The 20271-nt window shown below is 34.7% G+C and carries 19 protein-coding genes; 17 read left to right on the forward strand and 2 right to left on the reverse strand.

Going from position 1 to position 20271, the window contains the following annotated elements; all coding sequences use genetic code 11:
- The first annotated feature begins 12 nt into the window (after positions 1-12).
- From DPQ89_RS15965 to DPQ89_RS15975, 3 genes are read left to right on the forward strand one after another with little or no spacing between them, the layout of a single operon-like run.
- Entirely contained in the window at positions 13-963 is a 951-nt protein-coding gene (locus DPQ89_RS15965) for a hypothetical protein (protein WP_127718029.1), read from the forward strand.
- A gap of 43 nt (positions 964-1006) precedes the next feature.
- Positions 1007-3409 (forward strand): hypothetical protein, encoded by a 2403-nt coding sequence (locus DPQ89_RS15970; RefSeq protein ID WP_127718030.1) that lies wholly within the window; start codon positions 1007-1009, stop codon positions 3407-3409.
- A gap of 1 nt (position 3410) precedes the next feature.
- A complete protein-coding gene (locus DPQ89_RS15975) occupies positions 3411-4211 on the forward strand; it encodes a hypothetical protein (protein WP_127718031.1) in 801 nt (266 codons plus the stop codon).
- A gap of 1 nt (position 4212) precedes the next feature.
- Here DPQ89_RS15975 and coaE read toward each other — a convergent pair whose 3' ends face one another.
- Together coaE and mazG are read right to left on the reverse strand one after the other, a co-directional pair.
- Positions 4213-4854 (reverse strand): dephospho-CoA kinase, encoded by a 642-nt coding sequence (gene coaE, locus DPQ89_RS15980; RefSeq protein ID WP_127718032.1) that lies wholly within the window; start codon positions 4852-4854, stop codon positions 4213-4215.
- Positions 4851-5648 carry a nucleoside triphosphate pyrophosphohydrolase gene (gene mazG / locus DPQ89_RS15985; RefSeq protein ID WP_127718033.1) on the reverse strand — a complete coding sequence of 266 codons (798 nt, stop codon included), beginning with the start codon at positions 5646-5648 and terminating at the stop codon, positions 4851-4853. Before mazG ends, coaE begins: the two co-directional genes overlap by 4 nt.
- A 59-nt stretch (positions 5649-5707) precedes the next feature.
- Between mazG and ybeY the strand changes: the two genes are divergently transcribed.
- From ybeY to DPQ89_RS16055, 14 genes are all read left to right on the forward strand, one after another.
- On the forward strand, positions 5708-6271 hold the full coding sequence (ybeY, locus tag DPQ89_RS15990; RefSeq protein WP_127718034.1) for an rRNA maturation RNase YbeY: 564 nt from the start codon (positions 5708-5710) through the stop codon (positions 6269-6271).
- Position 6272: 1 nt separating this feature from the next.
- A protein-coding gene (prfB, locus tag DPQ89_RS15995; protein ID WP_241558877.1) for a peptide chain release factor 2 occupies positions 6273-7395 on the forward strand; the annotation gives its coding sequence in 2 pieces (ribosomal slippage) (positions 6273-6344 and positions 6346-7395; 1122 coding nt in all).
- Positions 7396-7399: 4 nt separating this feature from the next.
- A complete protein-coding gene (locus DPQ89_RS16000; protein ID WP_127718036.1) occupies positions 7400-8608 on the forward strand; it encodes an ABC transporter permease in 1209 nt (402 codons plus the stop codon).
- Positions 8608-9273 carry an ABC transporter ATP-binding protein gene (locus DPQ89_RS16005; RefSeq protein WP_127718037.1) on the forward strand — a complete coding sequence of 222 codons (666 nt, stop codon included), beginning with the start codon at positions 8608-8610 and terminating at the stop codon, positions 9271-9273. Before DPQ89_RS16000 ends, DPQ89_RS16005 begins: the two co-directional genes overlap by 1 nt.
- A 133-nt stretch (positions 9274-9406) precedes the next feature.
- The gene (gene bamA / locus DPQ89_RS16010; RefSeq protein WP_127718038.1) at positions 9407-11734 is read left to right on the forward strand and encodes an outer membrane protein assembly factor BamA; all 2328 of its coding nucleotides are present in this window, start codon (positions 9407-9409) and stop codon (positions 11732-11734) included.
- Positions 11735-11762: 28 nt separating this feature from the next.
- Entirely contained in the window at positions 11763-12266 is a 504-nt protein-coding gene (locus tag DPQ89_RS16015) for an OmpH family outer membrane protein (protein WP_127718039.1), read from the forward strand.
- Positions 12267-12352: 86 nt separating this feature from the next.
- Positions 12353-13390: a UDP-3-O-(3-hydroxymyristoyl)glucosamine N-acyltransferase gene (lpxD, locus tag DPQ89_RS16020; RefSeq protein WP_127718040.1), complete on the forward strand. Its 1038-nt coding sequence runs from the start codon at positions 12353-12355 to the stop codon at positions 13388-13390.
- Complete coding sequence (locus DPQ89_RS16025; RefSeq protein WP_164848477.1) at positions 13390-13875, forward strand: 3-hydroxyacyl-ACP dehydratase FabZ family protein; 486 nt, start codon at positions 13390-13392, stop codon at positions 13873-13875. Before lpxD ends, DPQ89_RS16025 begins: the two co-directional genes overlap by 1 nt.
- Before the next feature lie 10 nt (positions 13876-13885).
- Positions 13886-14677 (forward strand): acyl-ACP--UDP-N-acetylglucosamine O-acyltransferase, encoded by a 792-nt coding sequence (gene lpxA / locus DPQ89_RS16030; protein ID WP_127718042.1) that lies wholly within the window; start codon positions 13886-13888, stop codon positions 14675-14677.
- A gap of 11 nt (positions 14678-14688) precedes the next feature.
- Entirely contained in the window at positions 14689-15636 is a 948-nt protein-coding gene (locus tag DPQ89_RS16035) for a Gfo/Idh/MocA family protein (RefSeq protein WP_164848479.1), read from the forward strand.
- Positions 15637-16773, forward strand: a complete 1137-nt coding sequence (lpxB, locus tag DPQ89_RS16040; RefSeq protein ID WP_127718044.1) for a lipid-A-disaccharide synthase — start codon at positions 15637-15639, stop codon at positions 16771-16773.
- A complete protein-coding gene (gene lpxK, locus DPQ89_RS16045) occupies positions 16763-17821 on the forward strand; it encodes a tetraacyldisaccharide 4'-kinase (RefSeq protein ID WP_127718045.1) in 1059 nt (352 codons plus the stop codon). Before lpxB ends, lpxK begins: the two co-directional genes overlap by 11 nt.
- Before the next feature lie 65 nt (positions 17822-17886).
- The gene (locus DPQ89_RS16050; protein WP_127718046.1) at positions 17887-19032 is read left to right on the forward strand and encodes a DUF3108 domain-containing protein; all 1146 of its coding nucleotides are present in this window, start codon (positions 17887-17889) and stop codon (positions 19030-19032) included.
- A gap of 2 nt (positions 19033-19034) precedes the next feature.
- Positions 19035-20204 (forward strand): glycosyltransferase, encoded by a 1170-nt coding sequence (locus DPQ89_RS16055; protein ID WP_127718047.1) that lies wholly within the window; start codon positions 19035-19037, stop codon positions 20202-20204.
- Positions 20205-20271 lie beyond the last annotated feature (67 nt).

Raw genomic sequence — 20271 nt, forward strand, 5'->3', positions numbered from 1 at the left:
ATAGGATGTAAGATGGTTAAAGAAATTTATCAAGATTTTGTAAACGGCATGAAGACGCTAGAAGATATACAAGCTCTTGGTGAGAACCATCTTAATCCATTAATTGACAGAGCTGCTTTTCACATTGGAGAAATCCATCGAAAAGCAGAGTACTCTTTTGAAAATCTGAATGAATTCTCAGAGATTAAAAACTTTCTAGAAAAAACAGTAGACCAACTTTTAACAAATTACACTTTAAATACGCACGGTGCTCATCAAGTTCTTTTTCAAAAGAAATATGAGTCAATGTCTTTAGAGAAGTGGAATAAACTTCTTTCAGTTTTACCAATTAGTTTACATATCGTTAAAATATTTAAATTTATTGGAACACAAAATATTTTACTTTCTGATAAAGGAATTACTTTTAGAGGGTTGATAAAGACTGATCAGAATATTACTAAGTTTAGAGAATTAGTTTATGTTGCATCTAGAAAACTACTCAAGGAAGAATCAATTTTAACTTATAAGATAGAAAATTTAGATGATGAGAGAATGTGTTGGCTCGAACTAAATATAGATATGCAGCACGATAAGAACCTGAGCTTTTGTGTCGACTTTAGAGAAGAGTTTGGTGTATGGCTAGGTTTCTCAAATATATTTAAAGGGTATAGAATTACTCCAGAACAGGCCAAGGAGCTCCCTAGGCACTTAGTCATTGAAATAGATGAAAAACTAAATATTAATAAACATTATAGAGTACCTGATAGATATACTGGGACAATAAAAGATCAAGAAATGTTGCACTTTTCCTTTTTATTTCGTCCCGTTTCCATCATAATACCTAAGAAGGGTCGAGTTTATAGTAAGTCGACTTTAGACAATATTAGAGACACAGGAAGTGGCTTTGGACAACAGGAAGTTGAAAATCGAATCAAAAGTTCTTTTAGATATATCGATTTTTTCTCCCTTATTAATCAATCTTAGCTGCTCACTAGAATTAAATTTTTATTCTTTAAGAGGTGAGTAAATGAATGTCAAATTTGGCAGATCCCTACAGACTTATTACGCAGTAACTTTATTCACATTGGTTGGATTAGTAAGTTATGGAATTTTTTATTTTTGGAATAATGGTCCCGTAAATATTGATAATGTGTCTGGTGTTTTCGAAGCAACACTGCAATTAGAAGAAATTAAGAAAAGAGATGACATCAAAAAAGTTTGGTTTCAAGTTCAAAATGATAGAGTTAGAGATGCTGTAACAACACTTGATACTTTAGAAAAAGATACTAAGAAGTTAGATAATATTGCAAATGTCGACTCTTATTCAGAATTTGAAGAGAGCTTGGCAACATCCAAAAAATCTCTAAATTCTCTTCTGTCTTATCCAGAATTAACAACTATTGTTACTGTCTTAAATAATAAAGTAACAAATTTTGAAAACTTTGTTGTTCAAAATAGCTGGAAGACTTTAACCAGAGTTTCTAGAAGAATAAATGCTAAGGTAAAGCCTTCAAGAACACGAACTCCGGGGTTCTTTACTTATAGTAAACTTCACTCACTTTGGAGAAGTGTGAGTGAAGATATTGAGCTAATGGAAAAAGTTACAGAGAGCTCTGTTTTATCAAGAGAAGACAAGAATCTAATTTTAACTAAAGCCAAGACACTTAAAACAGAAATTGGAATGCTTGGAAAGTACTTACAAGAATACAAAACATTTCAAAAAGATTTTAAGGTCTCGGACTCAAAATTCAATCAATGGTTTAAGTCAATTGAACCTGAAATCAGTTTAAAGAAAATTCAGTTTGAAAGAAATTCACAAAATATGCTCTTCTCTTTGATTGGAATAGTAGCACTAATGTTTGTTTTTTCTGTGTTTGGATTCTTTGTTTATAGAGTCGGTGAATCAAAAAATAAAAAAGAAGTTGAAGGACTGATTATTCATGCAATTAAAGAAGGGGTTCTTCCTACTGAAACAGACTATGAGCAGTCACTTTCTCCTACTACTCGAGAGGAGTTTGATAAATATAGAGAGTACATCCATAAGAGAATGAGTTTTGGATCGATTTTTCAAGATGCAATGCCATTTTCTTCTATCTTACTAGACTCTAATCTTAATATGGTTTGGGCGAACGGTCTTTTCTATGATCACTGGTCTCTCGATGAGTATAAAAACTCTGACGAAAATATTACGTGGGACTTTTTACAGAGATTTACAAATTTAGGTGAGAATGATCCTGTCATTAGCGCTGTAAAAGATGATGTTGCTGGGATTTATAATATCCAAGTTAAGACGAAGAATGATGAAGATTCTCTTCCTTTTGAAATGTACGTTTCACCTGTACTATATGCTAATCAAAGAAGAATAATGATTTCTTTTTACCCATTAAGATCGATTGAGGAAACTCTTTCGAATCAGTCAAAGTCACTTGTTGGGCCAGTTGCGAGAACTCTTGATGCATTAACAACGGGGAACTTTAACTCAGACTTTAAAGAGAGAGTTAAAAAGGATTTTGATATAGCCGGCATTGATGAAGTATGGGCCAAGTTCAATACATATAATGAATTTGTTAATACTCAAAAGAATGGTTTATTAAATGAAATTGAGAGACTTGAAAATGATCTCTACGATCAATTTAAGTTAGTTGCCGATGTTCAGAGCGTATTAACTGAAAAAGAAGAAGTTCAAAAAGTTGCAATGAATAAGTTTAATGAAGCAAAAGATTCGATCGTTTCTATTGTTGAGCTTCGCAACGAGATGGAGAAGCTATATCAAAATACGGTAGTATCTTCGAAAGGTCTTTTCAGAGATGAAGTCGCACTATTATCTCAATCTCAAAAACTAACAGATGTTCTTGGCGAAAATCAAAGAGCTCTGGAAAATGTTGATGGTGTTAGAAAAGAGTATAAGAAGCTCAAAGGACAAGTCGATCAGTTTAAAGGACGTATGCTTCAATTACTAGACCAATCACTTATTTTTCAAAAAAATGATTCTAACAATCATAAGATTGAGCAGAGCTTAACTAAAATTAAAATGGAAGTTAAGTCTTTTGAAAAAGTTCTAACAGAGTTTTCAAAAATTTCTACTGCTCTTGACGTTAATCTTTCGAAAGTGTCTCTGATTATGCAACAATGTGAACTTCCAGACTTTAGTTCTTTACAGGATAGAATGGAAGATGCGAGAGACTTAATAGAATCTGATATGTTCAATGTAAGTAGATTATCTCGAAATGGGCAAATAAAAGATGAAGAAATGATAACAGCTCTAAGAGGTCTTTATCAGGCATTTCAAGAAGGTAAAGTTAAATTAACTGAAGCTAGAAGTTTGGCCAAAGATAATGACAGAGTTGGTAGTAATGATTTTCTAGACGAACAGCTTGAAGATCGAGCTTTTAATGAGGAAGTTGAGCATGGACCTGAGGTTGGTGCTTAATATGAGACCGCTTAAGCGGTCTTTTTTTTGGGCAAAATTACTAGTCTTAACTCAGCTTGCTTCATGCGCAACAGATATTGATTATCACATACCACTTACAAGGTTTGACTCACCCGAAGCAAAAGGAAAGTTGCTAAAGGGCGAAGTTGGAATAAACTGGGGTGTATCTCATAAAGTTCGAACTGGTGAAGTTAGTGAACATCTATTTCCATCTATTTTTGATCCAACTGTCGATAGTGATACCGCGACGTCTAGAAGAACTCATGGTAGCTGGGACTTTACCCTTGGGCTTGTAGAGAGAGTAGATTTTGATATTGAAAATTACGGTGATGGGCCGACGATGTATGGGCTTAAGTATCAATTTCTGGGAGGTACTGAGCTTGAAAATTCGAAAGGACTGAAAGTTGCTACAAAGATTGCGATAGGAGGCCTAGATCAGGACGAAGGGAATTTATCCGTAAGTACGACCTCTGGGACTAGAAGTTATAGTGGTAATTTGGAAGTTGATGCTTACGATGTGTCGTTGAATGTAGGTTATCGATTTAATGATTTCTCTTTATTATATTTTAATACTATTTATAGTTATCATGAAGTTCATTCTGTTTTGAGCTCAAATACATTTGCTACAGTTGTTGTTGATGGAAGAATACGTACTACGGGAGGCCTCTTAGGTCTAAGAGTTAATAGTTCGTCTAGAACGCTATTCTTTAAACTAGAGGCAGGGTATTTCTTTTCTAAGTGGAATGCATCTATAAAACAAAAATCCTTTCCTGTTGGCCTGGGATTTGATGTTGGTTGGTAGTCTAGTCTAATAAAATAGTTAATAAGGCCTCGACCTCTAGCTCTAAATGGGATAAGCCTTTAGAGTTATCAATCGTAAAGTCTGTTAGAGATTTTTTTTCGTCAATTGGTATTTGATTAAGAAGAATTGATTCAGCAAGCTCTTTACTACACGAATCTCTTTTCATAATTCTTTCAATTTGGGTTTCCTTTGGAGCATACACACAAATTGTAAGGTCAAATAACTTAGACATCTTCTTTTCAAATAAAAGAGGAACATCATAAACTAGTAAAGTAGGTTCTTTTAAAGCACTAAATGCTTTCATAAACTGTTGCGGAAGTTTTTGATATATATAATTTTCTAAAGTTTCTTTGTTTGTTACATTTTCAAATGCTTTCTGTCTTAAAGATTTGAAGTCAATAGAGCCTTCCTTGCTCACTGTTTGAGGAAAGTTTTCTGCGACGAAATCTATTGTTTCTGGATAAGAGTAAACTTCTTTTACAAGCTTATCCGCGCAAATAACATTAACTCCAAGCTGCTCTAGTTTCTTTGTGACGCTGGACTTCCCTGTGGCAATACCACCTGTTAAACCTATAACTGGACATGGAACCTGATAAAGTCTTTGTTCACCGGTAAGAGTTATAAATATTTCTTTAAGTTTCATTTTCTCTTCTCTTCAGTCTTTACTAATTTCCAGTATTCATCCATTTCTAATTGTGTCATAGATAGGACGTCTTTATCATCATTTTTTATCAGCTTCTCCATAGAGGAAAATCTATGAAGAAACTTTCTATTTGCATTTCGTAGTGCCTCTTCAGGCTCCACACCTAAGTGTCTCGCAAGTTGAGCAGCTGAGAAAAGAAAGTCTCCCATTTCTTCTTTGACTAATTTGGGGTCGACTGTCTTTGCAGATATTTCTACTTTAAGTTCCTCTAGTTCTTCTTCCACTTTTGCTAAGACGTCTTCTGCCTTGTCCCAGTCGAAGTTTATTTGATTGGTTTTTTTCCCAATTTTGTAAGAACTAAAGAGGGCGGGAAAACTCAGATAAGAAGCGTCAATATGATGATCTTGCGTATTTGATTTTTCTGAGGACTTTATTTTTTGCCAATTCTCTTTGACCTGCTCTTCAGTTTGAGCGATGGAGGAATCTTCAAAGACATGTGGATGTCTTCTGATCATTTTTTCGCTTAGTACTTTGGAGACTGACTCGATATCGAACTTATTCGTTTCTTGAGCGATAACGCAGTGAAGAACTACTTGAAGTAAAACATCTCCAATTTCTTCTTCCATGAGTTTGTAGTCTTCAGTTTCAACAGCATGCAGATATTCATAACTTTCTTCAATAAGAAATCTAAGTAATGACTTGTGATCCTGCTTTAAATCCCATGGACAGCCTTTTGTAGGATGGCGCAACTGGGTGATGACTTCGACCATTTTTTCAAAATTTGGGTAACTCATGATGACTCCATGTGGGAAATTCTGTAATATAAGTTTAACACTTTACAAATGATTAGATAATGAAAAATAAAACATTAACATTCGATAACTTCGTCGTTTATTTGGCCGATTCTTCGAGAAGCGGATCAGATCTAAAAAATGCGAAGCTAAAAAAGTACCTTAATGAGACATTTCTAGTAATAAGAAATTTCTTAAAAAGTAAGGATCTTTCACCTTTGGTAAATAAATCAAAGAATTTTGAGTTAGGTCTTACTATTTGTGGAAAGAAAATGATTAAATCATTAAACCTTGAGCATCGGCAAAAGGATAAGGTTACCGATGTTCTTTCTTTTCCTGGTCACGATAGCTTGAGAGTAGATGCTGAAGATCTTTTTATCTTTGATAAAACTATTAACTTCGGTGATATAGTTATTTGTCGAGAGGTTTGTTTAAAACAATCTAAAGAATTTAATATTACTTATGAGCAAGAGCTTGTACACTTACTCATTCACGGTTTTCTTCATCTTTGTGGTTTTGACCATGAAATTTCTGAAATTGAAGATAAGATTCACTTTTCATTAGAAGAAAAGCTAGTAAAAAAAGTTTATGACAACATGGGAATAAAGAATGCAAGAGTCTATTAAAATTACTCTTAACGAGAAGATACACGCCATTAAGGGTTACGATGTAAAATTGGAAAACCTGCGGAGGTCACTTTGAAATAGAGAGAAAGAACTCTCGTCTTAGTGAAATCACCGATATGGAAGCAATGGAAGGGTTTTGGGATGACTCAGACAACGCGGCCAAAATTCAGAAAGAAAAATCAGTATTAAGTGATGTTGTAAATACTTATGAGAATTTAAAAGAGCTCTATGATGAGTTTGAAGTATTTGTTGAATTTGCTCTATCTGAAGATGATGAAGCTTCAGCAAATGATGCAATTGAATGTTATACAAAATTCTTAAGCCAATTTAATGCAGCAGAGTTAAAAGTATTACTATCTGGGGAAGTAGACCCTAATAATGCTATCATTTCTATTAACGCGGGAGCAGGTGGTACTGAGTCTTGTGATTGGGCAAGTATGCTCTTTAGAATGATTAATAGGTGGGCAGAATCTAAAAAATTTCAAGTTCAAGTACTAGATGTTCAAGATGGTGATGCTGCAGGAATTAAGTCTGCGACAATGACTGTTAGTGGAAACTATGCCTATGGTTATCTAAAGTCCGAAATAGGGGTTCATCGTTTAGTTCGTATTTCTCCTTTTGACTCAAGTGCGAGGAGACATACTTCTTTTGCTTCTGTGTTTGTATCTCCTGAAATTGACGATACTATTGAAATTGAAATTCTTGATAAGGATTTGAGAATTGATGTATATCGATCAGGTGGAGCTGGTGGACAATCGGTAAATACAACTGACTCTGCAGTTAGAATGACACATATTCCGACTAATACAGTGGTAACTTGTCAAAATGAAAGAAGCCAGCTGCAAAACAAGTTACAGGCCATGAAAGTTCTGAGATCTCGTCTCTACGAATTAGAGATGGAGAAAAAAAGAGCACAAAGTGCTGAAAACGAAGCTAATAAATTAGAAATTGGATGGGGGGCACAGATTCGTTCTTATGTTCTTCACCCTTATAAGTTAGTTAAAGATGTTCGTACCAGTTTTGAATCTGGAAATGCTGAAAAAGTTCTTGATGGTGATTTGGATGGATTTATGGATGCCTTCCTAAGGTGGTCTGTTGAAGCATCTTCTGAGACGGAGAGCTAGTCAATTGTTTCAATCTACACTGCTTCAATTATTCTTAAAAGATAAGACGACTCGAAAGTTTGCTTTTGGCGTGATGTTTGGCTTTGCTTTTTCTATGTCTGTTATTCTCGGTAATATTGGAATTATGGATGGATTTGAAGGTGCGCTTAGGATTGGACTTAAAAAATCTACGGGTGATATTACAATTCATTCTAGATATGGCTTTTTTGACTTTGATAGTTTCCTCAAGCACGAGCTTGAATTAAATGAAATTAATTCTTATTCAACTTTAGTGCAGACCGAAGGTTTTATAATTAATGGCGAAACATCAAAAGGTGTTTTAATTAAAGGCATAGATCCGAAAACTTATGCTCTTGTTACTGGGCTGGAAGTTGACTTAGCTTCTGGCGAAGTTGCCCTAGGTGTTGAACTCGCGAAGTATTTAGGAGTCAAAGTTTCTGACTTTATTGTACTTGCTCTGGCCAATGGAAATAATCAAGTCTCAGGGTTACCATCTTTAAAGAGATATAAAGTTCGAAGTATTGTAAGTCACGGAATTTATCAAAGAGACCTAAGGTCTCTATATGTAAATAGAGCAGAGTTGCAAGGTGATTTAAATGTTGAAAATAGAGTTAATCTTGTGGCCTTGAGTATTAGTCAAGACTCAACTAATTTTTTAAAAGACCCTGTTTCATATTCCCAAAAAATTGAAGTTAAGCTTGATGAACTAAACTCTAAATTAGGTGGTTCTTATAAATTAAAACCTTACTGGAATGACTTTATAACTCTTATTAAAGCAGTTAAAGAAGAAAAGTTCTTTATTTCAATTATTCTTCAAATCATTGTGGTTATTTCTATTTTCAATGTTCTGGCCTTTGTTGTTTTCTTAAACGAAAAAAGGTCCAGAGAATTATTCCTATTTAAAGCGCTAGGAATGAGTCAGAAAGATATTCGCAAGGGCTGGCTATACTTAATGAGTCTTATCTGGCTAGGTTCTTGTTTTCTGTCGATTATAATGGTGCAATTATTTAATCTCTGTTTAAAGCACCTACCATTCTTTAAACTACCAGGGGATGTATATACTCTAGGAGAGCTTAGTATCAATCTTGACCTTCTAGAATATATTCTTGTTTTTATGATTTCTTATTACTGGTTATTTATCATATCTTGGCTATCCCTATTTGTGATGAATAGAAAAAGTGTCCTAACTGGACTAAGAAAGGAGTTCTCTTAATGGCATTTGTTGAAATTAAAGGACTGAAGAAGCTCTATGGAAAAGTTCATGCTTTAGATGGTGTTGACTTAAATTTTGAGCTAGGTAAGCAATACGCAATCAAAGGGGCATCTGGCTCAGGAAAATCAACTTTACTCTATTTGATAGGTGGTCTTGATAAGGCAACCGAAGGGGAGGTTGTAGTTGCGGGAAAAAACTTAAAAGACTTGGATGATGAAAAGCTAGCTTTATATAGAAATTCATTTGTTGGATTTATATTTCAATTTCACTTTCTTCTTCCATCTATGAATTGTATGGATAATATTTTACTCCCAGCGAAGATCGGTAATAAAAATACTGATCAGGTAATAGAGGTTGCTCAAGAGCTTTCTAAAACTCTAGGAGTTGAACATTGTTTAAAGAAGTATCCTTTTGAGTTGTCTGGTGGAGAGCAGCAACGAATTAATATTATAAGAGCCCTTTCTTTGAGGCCTAAGCTGCTTCTTTGCGATGAGCCAACAGGTAACTTAGACTCTTCAAATTCATCTCTGGTCACAAATCTGCTGAAAGATTTGGCCAAGGATTTTGGTTCGACGCTTATTGTTGTAACTCACGATGATAATGTATCACAGGAGTTTGAGAGTATTATTCATATGCAAGATGGGTTAACGCTTAGTGCTGTTTAAATAAATCCTATTATATTGTGTCATATCTTGTGCACAGAATCGTAAATGCTTTGAATTTATCTTTGTAAGTTTGTATGATTATTGATAATTTTCTATACTAGAGTTTTTTAATCCAGTTGTAATTGGAGAATGGATGTCTCATTTGAGCTTTGACTCAGAGAAACTTATCAGAAATTCAAAATTGATAAAAAGTTTCCTGGTTTTTATAATATTCGCATTCACGATGAATGCATTTGCAATCGATGATATTGGAAAGAAATATAATCTTTTTAAGATTGATGAAATTCGCATCGAAGGTTCTAAGAAGGTTGAAAAAGAAGCCATCCTAGAGAAAATTTCGTCCAAAAAAGGTATTGTTCTAGATAATTATCTACTTCGAAAAGATATTCAAAAAATTTATGGATTAAAGTACTTTGAGTGGGTTGAGTCTCATCATAGAGTAGAAAAAGGTAAGAATATTCTTATCTTTAAAGTCAAAGAAAAACCTATTGTAACGAAAATTGTTTTCGAAGGAAATGATGAGGTTGATGAAGACGACTTAACCAGTCAGCTAAAGACCAAAGAGTTTTCTATTCTTGATGTAAATACAATTAAACTCGACCTTGTAGCACTTCAGAAGTTTTATGAAGAAAAAGGATTCTATCTAGCCTCTGTAGATTATGAGTTAAGAGATGCGGGAACTGAAAACTTAGAGCTAGTCTACAAAATTCGCGAGTATGAGAAAGTACTAGTAAAACAGATATCATTCTTTGGTAATAAGGCCTTCTCGGATGCAGAGATAAAAGGAATTATGGAAACTCGTGAGGAGAGTCTTTTCTCTTTCATGTCAGGTTCTGGAAACTTTAAAGAATTTAACTTCAATATTGATATTGAACGAATCAAAGATTTCTATAAAACCAAAGGTTATCTTCTAGTTAATGTAGGTACTCCAGAGATTACCGTTTCAGAAGATAGAAAATGGGTTTTTATCTCAATTAAGGTTACTGAAGGTCCTCTGTTTACTGTTAGAGATATTACTTTTCAAGGTGAAGTTCTTTTTGAAGATTCGGAGCTGCATTCAAAGCTTGGCCTTAAGTCCAATGAGACATACTCAGAAGCTCTTCTGAGAAAAGATGTGCAGCTTTTGACAGAGATGTATCAGGATAAAGGTTATGCTTTTGCCAACGTTCTAAGAACACTGCATCCTGTTCCGGGTGAAGATAAGGTTGATGTTGAATTCTCTTTTGAGAAAGGTAAAATCGCTTACTTTGGAAAAATTGTAGTAAAAGGAAACTCTAAAACCAGAGATAAAGTTGTTCGTAGAGAGCTTAAAATAAATGAAGGAACAATGTTCTCTGGAACAAAGCTTAGAGAATCAAAAGAAAATGTAAATAGACTTGGTTTCTTTGAGCCTGGAAGTGTTGTCTTTAATACGGTCTCACCTCAAGGAAAAGATGATGTTCTAGATGTTGAGATTCAGGTTAAAGAGAGAAATACTGGGCAGATCTCTCTAGGGGCAGGTTACTCTACTGCTACGGGAGCATTTTTACAGGCATCTATTGCGCAAAATAACTTTAGAGGGTTGGGGCAGAATTTATCCTTCTCTCTAAATATCGCTGATAATAATAGAACTTTTAATATTGGTTTTACCGAGCCTTACCTATTTGATAGTAAGTGGACCGCTGGAGGGGATATCTTTGTAACGAGAGACTCTCAATCAATATCTTATGATTATAAAAGAGAAGGTTTTGATATTAGGGTAGGATATCCAATATTTGAATATACTCGTTTATTTATGACCTATAAGTTCGAAGATACTCAGCTTGAGGAAGTTAAGGATCCTACAGTAAATCCTGAAGTTGAAAATGGTATAGCTTCAACTATCAAAGGTTCAATCTTAAGAGATAAAAGAGATAATAGAATGGAGCCAACGAAAGGTTACTACCTTTCAGTTTCTTCTGAATTTGCTGGTCTTGGTGGAGATAAAGAATGGCTTAGAAATGAGTTTGATGGAAGGTTCTTTCATCGTGTCGTAGGTGACCTTGTCTTTAGATCTAGATTATTTGCTGGAAAAATTGAAAAAGACGGAAGAGAGATCCCAAGAACTGAGCTATATACACTTGGTGGTTCTAGAAACCTAAGAGGGTACTCTTATGAAGAGATTGGGCCAAAGAGAACTGTTGATGCTGTAATTGGTGGGACAACACAAAAAATTACATTTAACGCAGGTGCTCCGATGTCTGTTTATACCCAACTTGAGTTTGAACATCCACTTGCTCGTGAAGCTGGATTAAAGTGGGTTGTCTTCTTTGATGCTGGTGACGCGGCAGCTCCAGGTGACTTTGATTTAAAGATGGATTATGGTTTTGGGTTTAGATGGTTTTCTCCTATCGGTGTCCTACGTTTTGAGTTCGGATATCCTATTGGAAAAGACGAAGACTCTGGTAGCCAATTCCATTTTGATATAGGACAATTATTTTAGTTTTAAATATTCATTTAAGGAGTTTTCAATGAAGAAAATATTAGTACTTGTAGCGGCAATGATTTTGTCTTCTCAAGCTTTTGCAATCGTAGTAGGTAAAGTTGATGTTCAAAAAGTAATTGTATCTGTTAATGAAGGAAAAAAAATTAAAGATCAATTGAAAGGTACGTTTGATGAAAAGCAAAAGATTCTAAAAAAAGAAGAAGATAAAATTAGAAAGATGCAAGAGGCATTCAAAAAACAATCTCTAGTTATGAATGAAAAAGCTAAGCAGCAAAAGCAAATGGAAATTCAAGAGAGTATTGTAAAGCTTCAGCAAAAAACTGCTGGATACCAAAGAGAGATTCAAGAGCTAGAGCAAAAGTTTAAGAAGCCACTATTTGAAAAAATTAAAGTAGTTATTAGTGATATTTCTAAAAAAGCTGGAGTTGATTTCACTATTGAATCTGCAACTGCTCCAATCATTTATGCAAAGACTGAGAAAGATTTAACTGATGAAGTTATTAAGGCCTTCAATAGTAAGCATAAATAAGTAGAAGATATTCATTTTATTTGTATAAATAATAGGGGAACAAGTCTTAGTAGGCATGTTCCCTTTCTTCGTATTAGGAGTGAAATTTGTTTTCAATAGAAATGCTCAAAAAATTTGATAGCTCGCTTGAAGTTATTCACGGGGATCACACTTTATCTAATATTGAACTTATAACTGACATTAGAGATCTACGCTCTAAGGGACTTTTGTTCTTAAAAAACAAAAAACATTTTAATAAACTACAAGAGAATCTGTCAGAATCTACTAAGTCTATTTCTTTAATTATTGAAAAGAAATTGTGGGACAACCTAGAGTCTGAGCAAGAGTTGTTAGCGAGTAGTTTTCTCTCGATTTCTACTTCTGAAGATATCTCTGTTTCGATGTCAAAACTATCAAAGCCGTTTTGGGATCAGAAATTTTCTGGACTGAATGAGGTTGTTGATGGAAGACAAATGGGAACAGGAAGTATTCACCCCACGACTTGGATTGCTCAGGGGGCTTTCATTGCAGAAGATGTAGAAATTGGTGCTAATGTGAAGATACATTCAGGTGTTCGCATTCTCTCTGGCTCTAAAATTGGTGATGGTACAGAAATTTATCCTAATGTTGTTATTTATCCTTTCACAACTATTGGAATGAATTGTCGTATTCATTCTGGTTCAGTTATCGGAGCAGATGGATTTGGCTATAATCATCATCAGGGAGTCCATTTAAAAGTGTGGCATGTTGGTGATGTTGTCTTAGGTGATGATGTTGAAATTGGAGCTAATTCTTGTATCGATAGGGGGACTTTTTCAAGTACAACTATTGGGTCTGGTACAAAGATTGATAATCATGTTCAAATTGGACACAATGTTCAACTAGGAAGAGGAGTAATCATCTGTGGTCATGTGGCCATTGGTGGTAGTGCTATACTTGGTGATTACTGTGTAATGGCAGGTAAGTCTGGTATGGGAGATAACTTTACACTAGGTAAAGGAGTTCAGGTCGCTGGAGGCGGCTTGGTTAATTGTGATTGGCCTGATGGAGCTATCGTAGGAGGTCATCCTGCTCGTCCAATAAAAGAATGGATGAAAGGAATAGCATTTGTAAGAAAAGAATCTTTAAAAAAAGGAGCAAAGTAATGTTAGTTGATAAAGAACATGTAATGAAGTTCTTACCACACAGAGAACCATTTCTATTTGTTGATAGTGTGGAATCCGTAACTCCTCCTAATGAGTTAAAGAAAGGCGAACTTCTTGGTATCAAAGATCTTGTAGGGGTGAAGATAAAGGCCCATTTTCATGTACGTGAAGATCATCCTATCTTTGCTGGACACTTTCCGGGAAATCCAATTTTTCCAGGAGTCACTCAGGTTGAGACTATGGCACAAGCATCTAGTTTTATTTACGTTCTTGCTTATGATGATCCTTATGGAAAAGATATGGATGTTGCATTAGTTTCCATTTCTAACGCAAAGTTTAGAAGACCGGTAACGCCTGGAATGGATATAGTAATAGAGACAGAGTGTACTAAAGTACGAGGACCAATGGTTGAGAGTCACTGTAAAATTACACACGAAGGAAACCTTGTTTCTGAATGTACAGTAATGGCCTCGGTAAAATTATAAAGGATTTTCTATGAGTAATTTAATTCATGAAACAGCAATTGTTTCTCCTGAAGCAAAGATAGGTGAAAATGTTTCTATTGGAGCTTATTCTATAATTGGTCCAAATGTGAGTATTGGTGATGGAACAGTTGTTCACCATCACGTAACAATTGAAGGTCATACAACTATTGGAACTGACAATATTTTCTTTCAATACTCTTCTATCGGAGCTGACCCCCAAGATTTATCTTATAAGGGTGAGCCAACAAGAGTCGTGATTGGTGATAAGAATGTTTTTAGAGAGTTTGTTTCTATTCATAAAGGGACTTTGAAAGATAGAGAAGAAACTACTATTGGAAGTAATAACTTCTTTATGGCCTATGTTCATATGGGACATGATGTTGTCTTTGGATCAAATTGTATTATTGCTAACTCAACCAACTTTGCAGGGCATGTGAAAATAGGTGATAGAGTAATAATAGGTGGCGGAACTAATGTTTCTCAGTTTGTATCTCTCGGGCGAGGAGCTTATATTGGTGGGGCATCTGCCATTGATAGAGATATACCTATTTTTGGAACGGCCTATGGTAATAGATGTAAGCTCAAAGGTATAAATATTATAGGTCTAAGAAGACAAGGTTATGAGAAAAAAGATATCTCTGAACTTGTAGATTTTTATAGAACTATGGAAGCTTCCCCTCTTTCTCCAAGGGCATTTGTAGATCATCCAGAGAACTTAGAGGAGTTTGCTGGAAATCAACTTATTGAAGAAATGTGTGATGGGATTAGAAAAAGCGAAGTTGGTATAGCGCCATTCATTTAGTGGAGAATAATTTGAAGCAATTAAATGTAGCAGTAATTGGTTATGGACACTTAGGGAAGTGGCATGCTGACAAGGTGGTGGCATTAGAGCAGTCGCACTTAAGGTATATAGTAGATCCATTTCCAGGCTCAAGGGAAAGTGCTAAGCAGAAGCACCCAGATGTTGAAGTTGTCGATAGTGTTGATAAGATTTTAGAGAATGTTGATGCAGCTATTGTTGTGACACCAACTTCTCTACACTATGAAGTGGTTGAAAAACTTTTAAAATCAAATATTCATGTTTTTTGTGAAAAACCAATGACTTCAACTATTGAGCATGCAAAGTGCATTGGTGATATTTTAAAAGATAGACCTGGGCTTATCTTCCAAGTCGGGCATAGTGAAAGATGCCACCAGATTTGGGAAAGAAAAAATGAATACGAAGATTATTTTAGAAACTCACCGACGATAAGAATTAACAGAGTTGCCGAATTTAAAGGTAGGGCGACAGATGTTGATGTCGTTCAAGATTTAATGATTCATGATATTGATTTATTACTTTACCTACTAAAAGAGAAGCCGACTTCTCTTCGCTCTACAGGTTATAAAATTAGAACTGATAAGTGGGATCATGTAACTACAGATTTCTACTTTAAAAGTGGTGTGAAGGCATCAATCTGTGTTGGTCGTAATCACATCAAAGAAATGAGAGACGTAGAAGTCATCAATGAAAAAGGTACACTGTTCTTTGATTTGTTTCAAAATAAGCTACTCGTTGGAGCTGGAGCTGCTCAAGAAAAATTCGTTGAGGAAGTTCCGTATGAAAAACGAGACCATCTATTACTCGAACAAAACTATTTCTATAATTCTATTCTGAAAAGTGATCCTATCTTTGTTGATTATCAAGCAGGATTAGATGCAGTTGAGATAATTGACTGTGTTTTAAGAAGTTTAGAGTCTAAGTCTGAGGAAGAATTGTAGATGAAAAACTGCTTGATCATTGCTGGTGAAAAATCTGGAGAGGAACACGCTTTAAGTTTTATTAAAACGATAAACTCTCTTAATCAGGAATGTGCTTTTTGGGGAGTCGGTGGTGATGAACTTGAAAGAGAAGGCATGGAGCTTACTTACCATCTCAAAGATTTTTCTTCATGGGGAATTAGTGAGGTTATAGGTAAAATACCTTTCTATCTAAATGCTTTAAAGAATATAGAGCAATTAGTTAAAGAGAAGAAATGCAAAGTGGCAATCCTGATTGATTTTCAAGATTTTAATTTACGATTGGCAAAAAGATTAAAAAAACAAGGTGTGAATGTACTATATTATGTCGCTCCACAAGCATGGGTTTGGAAATCATATCGTGCTGAAGTTATAGAAAAATGTGTTCACTCATTGTTTACGATTATACCGTTTGAGAAGAAGTGGTTTGAACAAAGAGGTGTAACAAGAGTTAAGCAAGTTGCGCACCCTTTGTGGTTAAATTACAAAGATCAACTTAGTGACCTTCCACCCAAAAGAACTTATTCAGAAGTACAAAAAAAACTTAGAGTTTTACTTCTACCAGGAAGTCGAAACTTTGAAGTTGCTAGCTTACTACCAGACTTTATAAAGGCGACAAAGGAGATTTCTCAACAGAGAGACATTGAGGTTGGTCTAGTTGTTTCGTCTAATGTTAAGAGTGAGCTTTTTGATCCATATTTAGCAGATTGCGACTTCATTTGGGATAATGAACAATTGCCAGAGGCATTGAAATGGGCCGATTGCTCAATGGCCGCAAGTGGAACGGTTACTTTGGCAACTGCTCTATTTTGCGTACCAACGGTAGTTGTTTATAAAAGTTCCTTACTTAATGTTTATATTTTCTACACTTTTCTTTCCTATGATGGACATGTCTCTTTAGCAAATATTGTACATGATGAAGAAATCTTTCCTGAGTTAATTCAAGAAAGAGCAAGTGTGTACAATATTAAAACAGAGCTAATGAAGTTTTTAGAAAGCGAGCAATCTTATAATAGTATAATTGAAAAAGTATCTAAAACGAGATCTCTCATTAGTGGAGGAGATTTTGATGCGGGAGAGTATATGGCAAAAGTTATAGAGGAGTCATATGAGTTATAACACTAATTCAAAGTTATTTTCTGTTCTTGTTTCTCCTCTTTCTTTATTGTGGGAATCTGTTTATAGAGTCCGAAGATTCATGTTCAATTATGGACTTTTTAAAAAGAACTATTTTCAAATACCAATTATCTCGATTGGAAACTTAACATTTGGTGGAACAGGAAAGACTCCTTTTACTCTCTGGCTGTCTGAGTACCTTGGGACAATGGATAAGAGAGTTCTTGTTCTTATGAGAGGTTATAAAGGGAAACTAGAGCACGGAAGTGGATTATTAAAAAGTGGCGCTAGACTTGGTTATAACCCATTTGAATATGGTGACGAGGCATTACTCCTTGCTAGAAGACTTAAGAATACATTTATTGCTGTTGGTAAGAAAAGAAGTGAGAATCTTGAACATTATTTTGAAGAAGTTTCTCCTGACGTTGTTCTATTAGACGATGGTCATCAACATCTTAAGTTAAGTCGAAATTTAAATATTGTTCTCTTTGATAGTTTAATGTCTTTGGATAGATATAAGGTTGCACCATCCGGATACATGAGAGAAGGATTCACTGCGCTAAAAGATGCTGAACTTGTAGTATTAGGGCGTGCTGATCAAGTAAGTAGGTCCAAATTAGATGAGTTGAAGAAGTTAATTCTTCGTTTTAATCGTCATTTAAGCTTTGCTGAAATCTGTTATCGACCAACAGGTCTATTTAATATCTCGTATGAAAAAGTATTTGATATAGATACTTTCGTTGGAAAGAATGTTATTTGCGTAGCAGGGATTGCTTCTCCTTCGGCCTTTTTTAAAAATATTGATATGATGGGAATGAATATTATTCATCAAGAATCTTACCCTGATCATCATTACTTTAAGACCGAGGAGATTACTAGGTTACTGGAAATGGCCGAAAGAGAGGATGCGTATATTTTAACGACTGAGAAAGATATAGTTAAAATACGGCGAGTTGCAGACAGCGAAAGGATACTTTACGTTGAGATAAAGGTACATTTTTTAGACGGGGAAGAGAAGACTAAACAAATCATCTCCAAAGCATTTAATTAGTTGCCTACTTTCAATAGTAGGCTACCAAATATAGAATTAAGGTATTAAAATTATTTGGAAAAACTATGAAAATACATATCCCTACATTTATACTCGTCACACTATTATTAAGCTCATGCTCTTCAACAAAAGATGTTAAGTTTCGAGATCAAGTTTCAACTGAACTTGTAGAAACTTTCGATATTCAAAATGATGAATTTAGTAAATTTAAAGTTGAAGAAATTCCTAATGTTAAGAAGGTTGATAAAGTTGTTAAGGTAGAAGAGAAATCTACCAAAAAAGTAACTAAGAAGTCTAAAAAATCAAATATCCCAAAGGTTAAAAAAACAACAAAAGCTAAGAAAGAAGTTGTTAAAGAAAAGGCTGAGAAAAAGGAAGTCGTTTCTCAAGAACAAATTAAGTCTAAGAAACAAACATACCCTAAGGATTACCCTGATAACTTTAAAAAATATAATAAGAATTATAAATATGTCTGGGACACTGTTAAGCCTTACTTTTTTCCAAACGAAAAATTTGTACTTAAGGCGAGTTATCTTGGAGTGACGGTTGGTCATGCGAAATTAGAGTCTTTACCAGTTGTAAGTGTTGCAGGTAGAAAGGCCTTTCATTTTAAAGGTTCTTTGAAGTCAGCAAGCTTTTATAATTATATTTACACTGTTGAAGATTGGGTTGAGAGTTATGTCGACGCAGAAACATTCGTACCTGTTAAATATACTTTAATACAAAGAGAGTCGGGGCAAGATGTCGATGATCTTCAGCTGTTCGATAGTGAAACTTTAAAGACTCATTTTTGGTATAAGAAAATAAAGAAGGAAAAACTTAGTAAAAAAGAGCTCCATGAGTATACGCCAAAGTATTTTCAAGACTCCTTTTCGGCCCTTTACTTTGTTAGGGGCTTAGATTTAAGTGTAGGAAGTAAGTATGAGTTTCCTATTATAACAAGAGCTAAACTTTGGCTGATGAATATGGAAGTTGAAAAGATTGAAAGAATAAAAATAATGGGAAAGTGGCAAGATGCTTATAGAATAAAAGCTGAGACCCGCTTTCCTGGAATTCTTCGTAAGAAGGGTGATATTCTCTTTTGGTTTAGTGTAGATAAGTATCGAAAGCTTTTAAAGTTTCAAGGTAATGTGAAGATTGGTGCCATTGAGGGCGAACTTGTTGAATATGAAAAGGGTGATGAAAAGTTTTCGATGGATGACTTGGAATAATCATGGCCAATATTTTTAAAGATCAACAAAATATCCTCTATGTCTGTCTTGGAATGACTTGGGGAACTAGAGAACGAATGGCCATAAAAGATTGTCTTATATCTAGAGAGATTGGTCATAATGTTTTTCTGTACTGCTTAAGAGATTCAATTATTCATATGAAGGCAAAGGCGTTAGGGATAGATTGTCTATTTCATAGTGCTGCAATTTCTTTGAATTTCTTTAAATGGTATAGATTAAATGACTTTGTTAATTACTTAACGAAGTTCGATATTCGACTTGTTCATTGCTATGATCTAAAGTTTCTTTGGCCTGCTAGTTTTTATCTAAAGAGAAAGCACTTAGTTCCTCTTGTTTTTACATTTAATCACGAGATTAAAAAGTACTATAAGAAGTATTGGTATAAGAATTTGATTCAAAGAATTGATCAAGTCTTTTTACCGATTAAAGAGATGTCAGATAGTGTTCATGATCACATGAATATTCCCCTAAGAAAATTTGAATACACTGGAATTGGTGTAAAGAGCAAAGAGTGTCCAGAGTCTGATCAAAAAAGTACAGGCTCTTGGTTTGTTGGTTGCGCTGTAGGCGGCCATGAAGTCAGTTCAGAGTTCTTAGAGCCAATAATAAGTGCAGTTAATTCGATTAATGCTAAAGGTACTTTAACAAAGAAAGTAAAACTAATAATATACTCTGAAGTCTCTTGGTCTAAATTCTTGATCCACAAAAATGTAAAAAAGTTCATTAATACTATCGGTGCAACGGAGCATATTTTTTTAGAAACCACGGATAAATTATCGTCTGCTTGTTTTAATGTAGATGCATGGGTTGGGTTAAATGTGCGAGAGCCTATGGAAGATCTCCTGCTCTGCTCTGCTCTAAACTCTCGTCCTTTCTTGGCTCCAAGGAAGTATGCAATAATGGAGTTTTTTAGAAAGTACGGTGTTCTTGGTGAGGCCTATAAAACATCGGATACAAGAGAGCTGCGAGATAAGTTAGAACGCATGTTGTTAAACTATGAGAGATACACCACCAATCTTGTTGCTCAAAAAGAGCAGCTAGAAACTGAGTTTGGCTATGAATTCTATAAGAATCAGTTACTTATGGGGTATGAGAAAACAATAACTAAAAGAGAGCGCCTTTTTAGAAAGAAGACACAGAAAAGGTTATAACCCCTAGAAATTAAGACAATTTTTACTGTACTTTAGACGGTGCATCAGTTATCTTATCGCAACTAAA

Source organism: Halobacteriovorax sp. HLS (genome assembly GCF_004006665.1).
GTDB lineage: Bacteria > Bdellovibrionota > Bacteriovoracia > Bacteriovoracales > Bacteriovoracaceae > Halobacteriovorax.

Bases quoted from the DNA above. Each gene is read 5' to 3' on its own strand.
- DPQ89_RS16055 (WP_127718047.1), top strand. From the start codon at position 19,035: ATGGCCAATATTTTTAAAGATCAACAAAATATCCTCTATGTCTGTCTT.
- lpxB (WP_127718044.1), top strand. From the start codon at position 15,637: ATGAAAAACTGCTTGATCATTGCTGGTGAAAAATCTGGAGAGGAACAC.
- DPQ89_RS16015 (WP_127718039.1), top strand. From the start codon at position 11,763: ATGAAGAAAATATTAGTACTTGTAGCGGCAATGATTTTGTCTTCTCAA.
- lpxA (WP_127718042.1), top strand. From the start codon at position 13,886: ATGAGTAATTTAATTCATGAAACAGCAATTGTTTCTCCTGAAGCAAAG.
- DPQ89_RS15965 (WP_127718029.1), top strand. From the start codon at position 13: ATGGTTAAAGAAATTTATCAAGATTTTGTAAACGGCATGAAGACGCTA.
- bamA (WP_127718038.1), top strand. From the start codon at position 9,407: ATGTCTCATTTGAGCTTTGACTCAGAGAAACTTATCAGAAATTCAAAA.
- DPQ89_RS15975 (WP_127718031.1), top strand. From the start codon at position 3,411: ATGAGACCGCTTAAGCGGTCTTTTTTTTGGGCAAAATTACTAGTCTTA.
- coaE (WP_127718032.1), bottom strand. From the start codon at position 4,854: ATGAAACTTAAAGAAATATTTATAACTCTTACCGGTGAACAAAGACTT.
- mazG (WP_127718033.1), bottom strand. From the start codon at position 5,648: ATGAGTTACCCAAATTTTGAAAAAATGGTCGAAGTCATCACCCAGTTG.
- DPQ89_RS16005 (WP_127718037.1), top strand. From the start codon at position 8,608: ATGGCATTTGTTGAAATTAAAGGACTGAAGAAGCTCTATGGAAAAGTT.
- ybeY (WP_127718034.1), top strand. From the start codon at position 5,708: ATGAAAAATAAAACATTAACATTCGATAACTTCGTCGTTTATTTGGCC.
- lpxK (WP_127718045.1), top strand. From the start codon at position 16,763: ATGAGTTATAACACTAATTCAAAGTTATTTTCTGTTCTTGTTTCTCCT.
- DPQ89_RS16025 (WP_164848477.1), top strand. From the start codon at position 13,390: ATGTTAGTTGATAAAGAACATGTAATGAAGTTCTTACCACACAGAGAA.
- DPQ89_RS15970 (WP_127718030.1), top strand. From the start codon at position 1,007: ATGAATGTCAAATTTGGCAGATCCCTACAGACTTATTACGCAGTAACT.
- DPQ89_RS16050 (WP_127718046.1), top strand. From the start codon at position 17,887: ATGAAAATACATATCCCTACATTTATACTCGTCACACTATTATTAAGC.